Origin of the sequence: Salinarchaeum sp. Harcht-Bsk1 (assembly GCF_000403645.1) — an archaeon.
GTDB lineage: Archaea > Halobacteriota > Halobacteria > Halobacteriales > Salinarchaeaceae > Salinarchaeum.
In genome coordinates this window covers 2,736,047-2,748,605 of record NC_021313.1, presented here as the reverse complement: position 1 = coordinate 2,748,605, position 12,559 = coordinate 2,736,047, and the positions used below count along the sequence as shown (strand labels likewise).

Below are 12,559 nucleotides of genomic sequence, written 5' to 3'. Positions count from 1 at the left end.
ACGCTCCTCAGAGGTCGACGCCGACGTCGGCAGCGACCTCGCGAACGTAGTTCGCTGCTCGCTCGTACTCCTCCGGGTCGTCGAGGTGCTCCAGCAGGAGTGGCAGGTCGTCGTCGAGCGCGTCGAGCGCCGACAGGAGTGCGTGGTAATCGAGCGTGCCGGCACCGGGCCGCACCTCGTCGACGTGGGTCGTCAACTCGTCGCGGAGGACGACGTCCTTCAGGTGGACCGTGCTGATCTCCTCGCCGAGTTCGTCGACGAACCGCTCGACGAAGTCAGCGTTCCGCGCGACGCGCTCGGGACTCGACAGCATATTCACTGGGTCGAAGTGCACACCGTACGCGTCCCGATCGACCGCCTCGAGGAGCCGGTGATGGCTTTCGACGTCGTGCGGGAAGATCCATGGCATCGGTTCGAGCGCGTATTCCGCGGTCTCGGGGTCGACGCGGTCGATGATTTCCTGAACAGACGCGACGACCCGCTCGAACGTCTCCTCGGTGAAGTTCTCGGGATGGGGCGCTGCCCAGCCGTTGCCGCGCGAGCCAGCGACGTTGACACAGCAATTCGCGCCGATCTCGTCGGCGAGTTGGAGGTGGCGTGCGCAGGCGTCGATCGCGGCTTCTCGCTCGTCAGGATCGTCGGCGATCGGGTTGTGCTCCCAGGCGCCGACCTCCGCGATCACGACGCCGGCTTCGTCCGCGGCGTCGACGAAGGCCTCGATCGTCCGCGGATCGGCGTCGGGGTCGACGGGTGCAGTCGCTGCCGTATATCCCCGCTCGTCTAGCGCGTCGATCCACGCCGCTGGCGTGTCGAACTCGTCGTGAACGGGGCCACCCAGGTGCATGGGACGATCCAGCACCGGTGGCACCAAGAAGGCTCGACTCGCGGAAAGCCCCCGATCGGCGACCGGAGGACCGTCGCTCACTCCGCTGCCTCGACCCGGAACTCGCCACCGCAGTCCCGACACCGATACCGCTCGGGCTGTTCGACCAGTTTCGAGCGCCGGTAGCGTGCGATCCGGGACTCGCAGTCCTCGCAGATCACCCACCACTCGGGATCGGTGAAGCGCTCGCAGTTGATCGGCGCGTCGAGGTCGTCGGCGAGGGCCTCGAAGGCGGCGCCGTGGGTGGCGTCGCCGTCCTCGGCGAGCAGGTGGACGTGGATGAGTTCGTGACGAACCGTCGCCGCGGCGGCCTCCCAGCCGTGCTCGGTGAAGTGCGCTCGGGTGATGACGACCGACTCGGGGTTCCCGTCGCGGTGTTTGACCGCGCCGGCCCGTCGCTTGGCACGCTTGCTCACCGACCAGTCGAGGTCGGAGACGTCGACTGAGAGGTCGTGTCGGTCGACGACCTCGCGGGCGTAGAGCTTGGCTGCGGCGAGGAACTGCTCGTCGCTGGCGGCGGCGTCGACGGCGAAGCGTTCGAGGAGGTCGTCGTCTGGCACGTGTCGTGACTGGAATCGTCGCGTCGCTGGAGTGCTCAGGGGAGGTCCACGTCCACGTCGTGGTGCAGGCCGGCAGCCTTCACCGTGTTGTAGAGGAGCATCGCGCGCGTCATCGGCCCGACGCCGCCGGGGACGGGCGTGATCGCCTTCGCCTTCGGCTCGACCGAGTCGAAGTCGACGTCGCCGACGAGTTCGTAGCCCTTCTCCGTGTCGGCGTCGACGGAGTTGATCCCGACGTCGATCACGGTCGTCCCCTCCGAGACCATCTCGCCGTCGATGAACTCCGGGACGCCAGCCGCGGCGATCAGGATGTCCGCGCCGCGGGTCTTCTCGGCGAGATTCTGGGTGCGGGAGTGACAGACCGTGGTCGTCGCGTTGCCGCCGGGCTGCTTCTGGATCAGGAGGTTCGCCATCGGCTTGCCCACGATGTCCGAGCGGCCGACGACGACGGCGTCCTTGCCCTCCGGATCGACGCCGGCGTCCTCGAGGAGCTTCTGCACGCCGTGGGGCGTGCAGGGCTTGAACCGGGCCTCGCCGGCGACGAGGCGGCCGACGTTCTCGGGGTGGAAGCCGTCCACGTCCTTCTCGGGGTCGATCATCCGGAGTACCCGGGACTTGTCGACGTGATCGGGGAGTGGTAGCTGGACGAGGATCCCGTTGACGTCGGGGTCGGCGTTGAGTTCCTCGATCACGTCGTAGAGATCCTCGGCGGGGTCCTCGGCGTCGAGGGTCACGTCGCGAGTCTCGATGCCGACCTCCTCGCAGTCGGATTGCTTCATGGAGACGTAGGTCTCGCTCGCGGGGTCCTCGCTCATCAGGACCGTCGCGAGACACGGCTGGACGTCCTGGTCGGCAAGCCGGTCGATCTCTTCGGAGAGGTCGTCCCGGATCGCCTGCGCGACGGCGTTGCCGTCGATGATCTCGGCCATGTGAGGAGAGGTGTATGCCGGAGCCTTCAACGCTCGGGTTCGTGCGGCACTCGCGAGTGGGAGGCTGGATCGACGGAGCCACTTCCGAGCCGCTACGCCAGATCCGCCACGGCGGGTTCGACGGGTTTGCCCTCCGCAACAGTCTGCTCGTTCGTGTGGTTCCGGACCGGCTGGAGGACCGCTCGCGACGCCACACACGCCCAGTGAGTGGGGTTAATAGGCCGCAGGCGCTGGGAATGTCTATGGACGAGGACGGGCCCGGCGACGAGTCGGTCCGGGACGCCATCGAGCAGTCCCGACACGGCGCACCCGCGGCCGGCAGCGTGGTGCGCGACCAGTTCGAGACGCACGAGGTGTTCCAGCGGATCGTCGCTGCGGCCGACGAGGAGGCGACGACCGGCACCCGGGAGCTGTTCTTCAGCGGCCTCGCGGCCGGCTTCGCCATCACGGTCACCTTCCTGCTGTACGCCTCGCTGACGGCGTCGACGGGCCGCGACCCGATCCTCAGCGCGCTCCTCTATCCGATCGGCTTCGTGTTCATCATCCTCGGTGGCTACCAGCTGTACACGGAGAACACGCTCCCGCCGGTGGTACTCGTGCTCGAACGGCTAGCGAGCATCCCGCGACTCCTCTCGATCTGGGGGACGGTGCTCGCAGGCAACTTTGCCGGCGGCGCAATCGGGGCGATCGTGCTCGCACGGACCGGCGTGCTGTCCCCGGCTGGCACCGACGCAGCCGTTTACATCGCCTCGAGGGGCTACGAGACGGCGTTCTGGAGCCTCTTCTTCAAGGCCGCGTTCGCCGGCTTCATCGTCGCGGGCGTCGTCTGGCTCATCTACGCGGTCAGGGACAGCGTCACGCGATTCCTCGTCGTCTACGTCGCCTTCCTGACGATCCCCTACGCCGACCTCTTCCACGTCGTGGTCTCGTTCACGGAGGTCGTCTTTCTGGTTGCGAGCGCCGAAGCCGGGTTACTGGACGGACTCGGCCAGTTCGTCCTGCCGGTCTTGCTGGGCAACACCGTCGGCGGCGTGGTGCTGGTGACCGTCGTCAACTACTTCCAGACGACGGAGCAGCGGCTTCACGTCGCGCGACACGACGCGGTCGATCGGACCCTCGACGCACGGGAGCTGGTGTTCGGCCGACGAGCCGGGCGGTCCTACATCCCCTCAGAAGACGACTGATCGTTCGAACGACCGTTAGCTGGAGCGTTCGGGGTCGGTGACGGCGTTTCAGTCGGACTCGCCGTTTCCGTCGGTCTCGCCGCTTCCCCCGGTCACGACACTTCCCCCGGCCTCCCCGCTTCCGTCGATATCGCCACTTCCGTCGGCGTCATCACTTCCGTCGGCGTCGTCCTCCGCCGCGTCGTCCTCCGCCGCGTCGTCGTCGTCAGGTCGACCGTCGCCCTCGGCCAGAGAGTCGAGGGCGATGCCCAATCTGCGCTCGATCAGCCGTCTGAGAAGCGCGATCATCACGAAGAGGATCCCGCCGACGACGAAGAAGTCGATCAGGTAGAGTTCGATCAGTTCGACCGCCGTCAGTCGACCGAGCACGACTTCGCCGATGACCGAGAGGAATGCCAGCGTGACGAGCAGGAGGACCGCCGGCGAGAGCAGGAGCAACAGCCCCACGAGGATCAGGATCAATCGGTCCGGGGGGTCTGGTAGCTGCACGGGGGGTATAGGAGGCGAGACGTGAAAAACACTGTACAGGAATCGTCGTGGTTTCCGATCGAGACCGGTGCGTCGATATCGTCGATCCGATCGGGGGATGGCTGATCAGGGACGGCCGACCCACCGACCCCCGGGCCTCGACCTCGGTTGTCACGTACCGGTTCGTAGATCGCCAATATTCATCGGTTGAACCCAGCGACCAAAGACGAACGTCGGTCAGTCGACGACGGGACGGACAATCACTGCGAAACGGCGACGACTCGCAACCGTCGATAGTCGGCGACCCACTCCTCACCCGTCCAGAGGTCTGTCCGACACCGATCCTCGACGGCCTCGATCACTGCCGACCGCTCGTCGTCGGAGAGCGGATCGAGCAGTTCGTCGCCGAATCCTTCGATCCAGTGTTCCAGCCCGTCCGCACCGTCGAGCGGCGTCGGCCGATCGAACAATCGGAGGTCGCGGACCTCGAAGCCACCAGCTTCGAGGAGGGTGGCGTACTCTCCCGGAGAGGGGAAGTACCAGCCGTGCTGGCCGGGAGAGCCCCGCTCGACGAGTTCGGCTTCGAGGGCATCAGTAATCGTCGCGACGTTACCGACGCCGCCGAGTTCTGCGACCAGTCTGCCGCCCGGGCGGAGCGCGTCGTGGATCGACGATACCACGGCTTCCTGATCGGAGATCCAGTGGAGCGCGGCGTTCGAGAAGACGGCGTCGACGGTGGCGTCGAACGGAAGTGAACGGGCGTCGGCCTGGAGGAACTCGACGGCGGGGTAGCTCGAGCGCGCCTCGGCGACCATCGACGCCGAGCGATCGAACCCGATTGCGTGCCCACTCGGGCCTCCGTCGGGATGGTCGACCTCCCTCGCGATCGCTGCCGTGAGGTGTCCCGTTCCGCAGCCGAGGTCCGCGATCCGCTCGCCTGGAGCGGGATCGAGCAGTTCGACGAGATCCTGGGACGACTCGTAGACGAACGCGTGATCCGCCTCGTAGCGATCGGCCTCCCACTCGTTGTCGACGGCGCCGTCCTCGGCCATAATTCCACGCCGGACGGCACCCACTCAACTGTACCTGATCCGTGCGCACCCACCGCAAGGACAGCGGACGAAGGACGACAAACACGGCGAGCAAGAACGGCGGGGACGGACCGAGAAAACGAGCGTAACGAACGGGGCAAGGACGACCTGCGGTTACAAACCGACGTCAGTTTACGTTGGTCCCACCGCTTGAATCAGACGCAGCAGCGCCTTTCGGTTCGTCACTGCCGCTCTCAGCAGCGGTGTATCGATCGCCGCTGGCGTCGTCCGGTGACTCGCTCGACGTTTCCTCCTCCGCGAATCGCGTTGCGAGGAGGGCCGCGCTCGGGTCCAGGCCACGATACAGGTGTACCGCGACGAAGACGACGATGGGGAACGCCAGCAGCAGGAACGCGAAGTCGTAGATCCAGACGGTGCTGTCGAGTAGCGGAACGGCCACGCCAGCGAAGCCACTGTGAGCGACGAGCACCGCCACCAGCACGACCGTCCACTGCGCGACGGCCGCGATCTCTTCGACCACCTCGCGCGGGCCGTCGAGACTCAGTTTCGCGAGGAGCGCGATCCGCGGCGCCGCGTAGAACAATAGCACGACGACGACGGCGGTGGCAATCGCGCCGAGGACAGCGGCGAACCTCACGGCCGTTTGCGGCACGATGCGGTCGAGCCCGGGGAGCAACGTGAGGAGGTAGCCGAGGAACGCCCCCGCTCCAGCGGCGAGCAATAGTTTGGCGACGAGTCTGGCCGAACCTTCGTCGACGCGATTCGAGACCTCGATGCTGTCGAAGTTCATGCGTGCATCCGATGCGAGGCCCCCGGGGCACTTTGAACGGGGCGACGGTCACCGTCGGATTGGTGGCGATTTACCGGAATTTGGTCGAGTTACGGCGGATCCACCGATCGAGCCGAACGCTTACGTCGGCTGGCGATCTTCACCCGCTCGTGACCGACTGGACGCGGGAGTTTCCGTTCGAACTTCGCGTCTGCCGCTGGGCCGAGCACGAGTGGCCACCGGGGGAGGCGTCGCTGCAGCCAGACCAGTGCGTCATCGTCGGCCGACAGCTCGGCACCCGCGAGCGCCGCTGGGACACCGTCGTCGCCATCTGCGACGCCGAGGCCCTCCGGACGCGAGCCGTCTTTGGCGAGCGAGCGCTCGATCGAAACCTCCTGCGCGTCGTGCGGAACGCGCCGTTCGACTTCGAGTGGTATCGCGACGCCCTGGAGCTGTGGACCACCGACTGGCGCTACGTCCGCGAGGCGGTCAAGGACGCCGCCGACCGGGACCTGATCGAGACGCGCCGCCGGAACAACCGGATCGAACTCCGCCGGCGCTGGGAGTACCCCGACTGGCTCGAGGCGTTGATCGCCATCGAGAACAAGCCGGATCTGGATCGAAGCGCCGCCGACGCGCTCGCCGATCAGATGCAACGCGACGTAGCCTTTGGCCTGGCCGACGAGGCCTGGGTCGCGACGCTGAAGACGGGCGAGTCGGCAGAGCCAGGCCTCCTCGCCGACATGCCCGTCGAGGCCGGCGTGCTCGCGGTCGACCCCGAGGCGGGCGACGCCGACGTGCTCTGGCATCCCCGCTCGCTCGCCGTCGAGGCCCCCGGGACTCGAATCGTCGATCGCCCCACCGGGAGCGAGTACGACCAGTCCGCGGCCGAGTTCGAGTACGTCGACGCCGAGTGGAAGGCTCTCGCGAGACTCGCGATCGCCGAACGGCTCTACGAGCGCGGGTGGCGCTCCTACGTCGACTCGATGCAGCCGGACTGCCGGCACTTCGAACTGGAGACCGTCGGCGAGGACGGGACCGCTGCCCTCCAGCCCCACTGCGCGGCCAAACAGACGTGCCCGACGTCATGGGAGTGCTCGGGGCGTTGCAGCGAGTACGAACCCGAGCCGCCGGCGTGGCGGTCGAAGGGCTGGCCGATCGAGGGCGGACCGGGGAAGGGGCTCCGCTCGGTGCTGGAGGCACGGCGGGCGAGAAAGCGACCGAAGTGACGAAGCTGCGGTTCGAGAGCGCGCGCGAGAGAGAGAGAGAGCGGGATCGATTGCCGGGAACTCAGTCCTTGATCTCGACCGTCAGGTCCTCGCGCGGCACGGCGAGCCGGAAGGTGGGCACCGAGCGGTACTCCACTTCGACCGCCTCCTGCCGGCGGAGCCGCTGGAGCGCCGACCGCACCTCGTCGACCTCGGGGTCGCGATCCGTGTGCTCCCGGAGGGCCTGGAGCACGGCGACGACGCTCTTCGATCGCTCGTCGGGGCCCGGCAGGACCTCGATCACGTCGGCCTGGAGTGCGGTGACGCGAACCGTGCCGACGCCGTCGCCGTCTTCACCGGGCTCGACCCCCGGCTCCACGTCGACGAGGTCGGCGGCCTCGCTCGTCGCGCGGATGAGGCTGTTGTCGTCCCGGAAGGTGTAGTCGGCGAGCTGGCCCGTGAGGTAGCTGTGGACGTCGCTCCCGCTGTCCATCCCCCAGCGATCCTGTAGCTCGCTGTTCTTCGTGGGCTGGAGCTCCACCACGTCCGCGAGCCGACTGTGGGCCTCCTCCGAGAGGGTCATCGGGTGCAGCTAGGTCTGGGGCGGGTACTGTGTGTGTCGGTTCGGAGCGAGCGGCTGCTCGGTGACGCTTCCGACGCGTAGAGTCACTCGACGCCGCTTGCGACGAGTGCAGTCGCTCGATGGCTGCTCCGAGACGAGTGGACGCGAGAAACGAGGTACCGCCCTCAGAGTTCGCCGAGCTTCTGGAGGAGCTGCCCGCGGTACTCCTCGTCGCTCTGGATCCCCTTGCGCTCGAGGACGTTCCGCTCGAGTTTGTCCAGCGCGACGTGGAAGGCGTTTCGCGCACCGTAGCCCTCGCCGCTGCCAGCGATCTGCCCCTTGTTGGTCCGGAGGCGGATCTGGCACTGGATCAGCGGGGTGCCACGCAGCTTCTCCTTGTGCTTGTGGAACCGCACGTGTGCGTGCTGGACCTGCATCTTCTGGTACTTGTCCGCGACCTCCTCGATGGCCTCGCGGACGTCCTGGCGGGAGATGGTGTCCAGTAGCTGGATGTTGGTGATCTGGACGTCCATGTGCTGCTCTTCGGTGTAGGAGAGCGCACGCAGGACGTCGGTCTTAGTGAGGATTCCCTGGACCAGACGGTCGTCGTCCGCGGGCGTGACGACGAGCCCGCCGATGTCGTGGTCGAGCATCTGCTCGACGGCGACCCTGGCGTCGGTGTCGGTGGTCGTCGTCACCACGGGGTTCGCCATGACGTCGTAGACCGGGAGGTCGAGGATCCGATCGATGTCGCCGGCCCGATCGCCTTCACCCATCACGTCCATGTTCCTGACGGCGACCTCGCTGATGTCGTGGGTCGTCACGATGCCGGAGAGATAGCCGTTCTCGTTGACGACCGGAAGCCGGGAGATCGTGTTCTCCCGGAGGCGATTGATCGCAGTGCCGATGCCGTCGTCCTCGGCGATCGAGACGACCTCGTCGGTGTAGATGTCGCCGACGGTGAGGGCGTCGAGGTGTTCGAGCACCGCCTCGAGAATGGCGTCGGCAGTGACGATTCCCCAGAATCCGCCGTTCTCGAAGACTGGTGCGACCTTGGTGCCGCCCTCGACGAGCTGGCGGGCGGTGTCACGGAGGTCCTCGTAGCGATCGATCTTCGGCGCCGGATCGTTTCGGCTCGGTTTGATCAGCGCCCCCACCTTTGCGTCGTCCTCGACGTGAGACTGCAGGAGTTCTCGCTCGCCAAGGACGCCAGCGTACTCGCCGTCGCGCGTCACGATGATCCCCTTGGAGTTCTCCTCCTGGAATCTCGCTCGCGCCTTCCCGAGACGAGTGTTGACGTCGATTGCGACGTACTCCTCGGTCGCGATAGTAGAAACGTCCATCGTGCTCACCTGTGGGGATTTGACAGGCACGGTCTTCAACGTACCGACCGTTTCGGCGCCGGAGTCCCCGACATTCCAAGCGAATTCGTATCTCGATTTCCGGGTGGTCGGATCGATTCCGGTAGCCTCAGGGCTCGCTGACGCCCCGATCCGTCGCGAGCTGATCGATCAGCTCCAGGGGCGTCGCGTCGTAGGCAGGGTTCTCGATGTCGAACCCCTCGGCGGGCTCTCTGAGCACCTCGACGGGGTCCCGGAAGTCGTTCTCGAAGACGAAGCCCGAGTCGACGATCTTGGCACTCGATCCAGTCACGGTCACGGGGACGCCGACGTCCTGTGCCGTCGCCGCGAGCGGGTAGGTGCCGACGCGGTTGTAGAGCGTATCGCCGACGACGCAGGTCATCCCGGTGAGCACGCGATCCACGGACTGGAGGACGTGCCCGGCGGCCGAGTCGACGACGAGCGTCGGGTCGACGCCGTCGATCTCCGCGAGCCGACGGGCGGTACGGCGGCCGAGGAAGCGCGGGCGGGCCTCCGTGACGTACACGTCGAGTTCTGCACCCGCCGACGTCGCTCGTTCGATCGCGCCGATGACGGTCGAGGAGTAGTCGTGGGTGAGCACGACGTCTCCGTCGGAGAGCAACTGGGCGGCCGTCGCCGAGGCCTCGTCCTTCGCGACCTCGACGACGCCGATCGTCGCGTCGACGGCAGCCTCGAGGCCGTCCTGGGCGGCGTCGACGGTCTCGAACGCCCCGTCGTCCACCGCCGACTCGATCTCGTCGAGCACGGTCGCGAGCGAGGCGTGGGAGGGGTTCGCCCGCCGGAGGGCGCCGGCGTTGCGCTCGAGGTCGCGCTCGAACTCCTCGACGGTTGCGTACTCGCGGTCTGCGAGTTCGGTGAGCGCTCGCGCTGCCTTGATGGCGACCTCCGAGGAGCTGTGGGTCCGCATCGCCTCGATCTCGGCGGCCGTCTCGTCGATCATGGATGCAACTGCGCGGCAATCCGGCAAAGGCCTTGCGGGATTCGGGGTCCGCGGGCCCCTCGAGTGCCGGATTACCCCGACGAGGCGAGGAACGGTGCCACTTCGTCGAGGAACGCGTCGGGACGTTCACGAGGCGGCCAGTGGCCACAGTCCTCGATCACCGAGAGCGATCCCGCCGGTATCCGGGCCGCAGCGTCCTCGGCCCACGCCAGCGGAATCAGCGGATCGCTCGCGCCGTTGACGACCAGCGTCTCCACGGCGAGGTCTTCGAGGCGGTCCTCGTAGTGGGTCCGGACGCCGTCGGGCGAGAACTCCGCGCGCTGGAAGTCCACGAAGGCCCGGCCCGCACCAGGGTCGTCGAGCCGTTCGGACACCGCCGAGAGGAAGGCGGGATCGAGGTCGTCGGCGTCGGCGACGAACGGCGCGATCGTCGACCGGGCGGCGCCGGGCAGTACGCCCGCGATCTGCTGGCCGATCGTGCGTGCGAACGGCGCGTTCGCGAGGACGTAGGCCGCGCTCCCGCCGGGAACGGCGTCGCGGAGCCCGTAGCTGTCGACGAGGACGAGCGATCGCACGGCCTGGGGCGACTCGATCGCGACGCCGAGCGCCGCACCGCCGCCCATCGAGAGCCCCACGAGCGACGGTCGCTCGACCGGAATCGCGGCGAGGAAGTCCTGCAGCACCGCCCGGTAGTACGCACCGTTCGGTTCGGCATCAGGATCCGGGCTCTCGCCGTAGCCCGGCCAGTCGGGGGCGTAGACCCGGAAGTCGTCCGCGAGCGCGGGGATCGCGTGGTGCCAGGAGAGCGCGGCGTCGTCGATGCCGCTGCCGTGGAGCAACACCACCGCTGGATCGTCCGGATCCCCGGCCCGCAGATAGTGGAGGCGACGACCCCCGGCGTCGACGTAGAGCGAATCCGCGTCGGGAACGGTGGGGTGGCCGATCATCGGGGGAGGGGCGTGAGAGCAGTCATTGGTCGAACTCCGACTCGGTGACACGGACGACGACCGTCTCCTCGACGTCGCGGAGGTCGTACTCGGGCAGTCCGTCGTCGGTTCGGCGGGCGTAGAGGGGTTCGACGAGTTCGCCGGGCGCCGAGGGTGCGTCGCGCTCGATCCCGTAGATCGTACAGTACTCGGCGGTCTCCTCGGGTCGAACCCGGTCGGACCGGACGGCCTCCGCGAGCGACCGGGAGAGCCACTCCGTCTCGCTGACGGACGAATCCAGGACGAACGCGTCCTCGGCGAAGCGGACCACGTACCAGTTGAGGTCGTTGAGCAGGGAGACCGCGGCGCCGAGACTCACCGTCTCCAACCCGACCGCGTTCGCGAACGGCTGGTCGAGGTCATAGGTCGAGAGGGCTTCCCTGGAGGTGTCCCGGGAGAGCAACTCGAAGCGGAGGTCGTGTTCCTCGTCTCCCAGGAGACAGACGCGGGTCACTACGACCTCCTGTGAGCCCCGTCGCCTTGGCGATTTCGCCTGCGTGGACAGGGATCGGCGAGTCGCCAGCCGCGACCGCTCCCCGTCGCAAGCCACGAGGTGTCCCGAAAGACCCAGGGTCAAGCACGCGAGTGCCTCGCCCATGAGCGCCGAGTGGCCTGTGGTCGAGTCCGCGAGGGAGTACGAAACCGGCTGGTTCGACGGCGGCTACGACCTCGTCGAACAGCCCGACGGGTCGACGAAGCGCTACTACTGGGCCGAACTCGCGCCAGCGGTGGTCGTCGTGGGAATCGTCGACGGCGATCACGTCGAACGCGACCCGACGGACGACGCCGGAGCGGATGAAGAGGAGAGAAACGAACCGCACGTCGTGTTCGTCGAGCAGTACCGGCCGACGATCCGGGAGACCCAGTTCGAACTCGTGGCCGGAATCGTCGACGAGCACGACGGTGGGCCCGCCGAGACGGTCGAAGCAGCGGCCTACGAGGCGGCCGCGAAGCGAGAGCTCCGCGAAGAGACAGGCTACGTGGCCGAAGACGTCGCAGTACTCGAGTCCTACGCGGTCGCGACCGGCGTCCTCCGACATCGCCGCGGAATCGTGGTCGCGACGGGCCTCACGCCGGGCGAACCCGATCGCGACGACAACGAGTTCCTCTCCGTCGAACCCGTCCCGGTCAGCGACGCACTCACCGTCGCCAGGGAACCGCCGACGAACGACGCGACCCTCGAGGGGCTACTGCTGGCCGACGCCGACGGCTATCTGGTGGACTGAGACGCAGTCGCCGGCTGCCCATTCCGCCGGACTCGACGGCGACGCGACTCGGCGAGGCGGGACAGCTACGACGTGGTCGGCGAAAATCAGGCGACGTTGAAACCCTTGTCCCGGAGGAAGTCCTCGATGCGACCGGTGTGATTGCCCTGGAGCTCGATGTGGCCGTCCTCGACCGTGCCACCGCAGGCGAACTTGCTCTTGAGGTCCGAGGAGAGACTGTCGAGATCCACGTCGCTGGGATCGAACCCGTCGACGATCGTTACCTCTTTTCCGTATCGGCGCTCGTCGATGCGGATCTGGATCTCCTGGGAGTCCTTCGCCACGTCTTCGCAGACGCAGAGCTCCTCAGGCAACCCGCACGTCGAGCAGACTTCCGACATTACGAGTTCCAACTTGGGAAGCGTGGTATT

General features: G+C 67.3%; 14 protein-coding genes and 1 pseudogene. 3 read left to right on the top strand and 12 right to left on the bottom strand.

Annotated features, from left to right (window positions below):
• Positions 1 to 7: 7 nt before the first annotated feature.
• From L593_RS12650 to folD, 3 genes are all read right to left on the bottom strand, one after another.
• Positions 8 to 844: a sugar phosphate isomerase/epimerase gene (locus L593_RS12650; RefSeq protein ID WP_020447362.1), complete on the bottom strand. Its 837-nt coding sequence runs from the start codon at positions 842 to 844 to the stop codon at positions 8 to 10.
• 77 nt (positions 845 to 921) lie between these two features.
• The gene (locus tag L593_RS12645) at positions 922 to 1,443 is read right to left on the bottom strand and encodes a SprT-like domain-containing protein (RefSeq protein WP_020447361.1); all 522 of its coding nucleotides are present in this window, start codon (positions 1,441 to 1,443) and stop codon (positions 922 to 924) included.
• Between the two features lie 35 nt (positions 1,444 to 1,478).
• Entirely contained in the window at positions 1,479 to 2,372 is an 894-nt protein-coding gene (folD, locus tag L593_RS12640) for a bifunctional methylenetetrahydrofolate dehydrogenase/methenyltetrahydrofolate cyclohydrolase FolD (protein ID WP_020447360.1), read from the bottom strand.
• Between the two features lie 236 nt (positions 2,373 to 2,608).
• Between folD and L593_RS12635 the strand changes: the two are divergent.
• A pseudogene (locus L593_RS12635) lies at positions 2,609 to 3,550 on the top strand (formate/nitrite transporter family protein); the annotation flags it as partial.
• A 54-nt stretch (positions 3,551 to 3,604) separates the two neighbouring features.
• Here L593_RS12635 and L593_RS12630 read toward each other — a convergent pair.
• From L593_RS12630 to L593_RS12620, 3 genes are all read right to left on the bottom strand, one after another.
• Complete coding sequence (locus tag L593_RS12630; protein WP_049894145.1) at positions 3,605 to 4,045, bottom strand: hypothetical protein; 441 nt, start codon at positions 4,043 to 4,045, stop codon at positions 3,605 to 3,607.
• Between the two features lie 239 nt (positions 4,046 to 4,284).
• Positions 4,285 to 5,076 carry a trans-aconitate 2-methyltransferase gene (locus L593_RS12625; RefSeq protein WP_020447357.1) on the bottom strand — a complete coding sequence of 264 codons (792 nt, stop codon included), beginning with the start codon at positions 5,074 to 5,076 and terminating at the stop codon, positions 4,285 to 4,287.
• A gap of 166 nt (positions 5,077 to 5,242) precedes the next feature.
• Positions 5,243 to 5,866, bottom strand: a complete 624-nt coding sequence (locus L593_RS12620; protein ID WP_020447356.1) for a hypothetical protein — start codon at positions 5,864 to 5,866, stop codon at positions 5,243 to 5,245.
• A gap of 149 nt (positions 5,867 to 6,015) precedes the next feature.
• On the opposite strand from L593_RS12620, the gene L593_RS12615 reads away from it, so the two are divergent.
• A complete protein-coding gene (locus tag L593_RS12615; RefSeq protein WP_049894496.1) occupies positions 6,016 to 7,074 on the top strand; it encodes a DUF5787 family protein in 1,059 nt (352 codons plus the stop codon).
• A gap of 61 nt (positions 7,075 to 7,135) precedes the next feature.
• Here L593_RS12615 and L593_RS12610 read toward each other — a convergent pair whose 3' ends face one another.
• The 5 genes from L593_RS12610 to L593_RS12590 form a co-directional block, all read right to left on the bottom strand.
• Positions 7,136 to 7,636 carry a DUF5797 family protein gene (locus tag L593_RS12610; protein WP_020447354.1) on the bottom strand — a complete coding sequence of 167 codons (501 nt, stop codon included), beginning with the start codon at positions 7,634 to 7,636 and terminating at the stop codon, positions 7,136 to 7,138.
• Between the two features lie 164 nt (positions 7,637 to 7,800).
• Positions 7,801 to 8,958, bottom strand: coding sequence for a CBS domain-containing protein (locus L593_RS12605; protein ID WP_020447353.1), 1,158 nt, complete (start codon positions 8,956 to 8,958; stop codon positions 7,801 to 7,803).
• 127 nt (positions 8,959 to 9,085) lie between these two features.
• Positions 9,086 to 9,937 (bottom strand): translation initiation factor eIF-2B, encoded by an 852-nt coding sequence (locus tag L593_RS12600; protein ID WP_020447352.1) that lies wholly within the window; start codon positions 9,935 to 9,937, stop codon positions 9,086 to 9,088.
• 71 nt (positions 9,938 to 10,008) lie between these two features.
• The gene (locus L593_RS12595; RefSeq protein ID WP_020447351.1) at positions 10,009 to 10,884 is read right to left on the bottom strand and encodes an alpha/beta fold hydrolase; all 876 of its coding nucleotides are present in this window, start codon (positions 10,882 to 10,884) and stop codon (positions 10,009 to 10,011) included.
• 22 nt (positions 10,885 to 10,906) lie between these two features.
• On the bottom strand, positions 10,907 to 11,377 hold the full coding sequence (locus L593_RS12590) for a DUF5804 family protein (protein ID WP_020447350.1): 471 nt from the start codon (positions 11,375 to 11,377) through the stop codon (positions 10,907 to 10,909).
• Positions 11,378 to 11,519: 142 nt separating this feature from the next.
• Here L593_RS12590 and L593_RS12585 point away from each other — a divergent pair, with 142 nt between their 5' ends.
• Positions 11,520 to 12,149: an NUDIX hydrolase gene (locus tag L593_RS12585; RefSeq protein ID WP_049894143.1), complete on the top strand. Its 630-nt coding sequence runs from the start codon at positions 11,520 to 11,522 to the stop codon at positions 12,147 to 12,149.
• Between the two features lie 86 nt (positions 12,150 to 12,235).
• Here L593_RS12585 and yciH read toward each other — a convergent pair whose 3' ends face one another.
• Positions 12,236 to 12,529, bottom strand: coding sequence for a stress response translation initiation inhibitor YciH (gene yciH / locus L593_RS12580; protein ID WP_020447348.1), 294 nt, complete (start codon positions 12,527 to 12,529; stop codon positions 12,236 to 12,238).
• Positions 12,530 to 12,559: the final 30 nt, after the last annotated feature.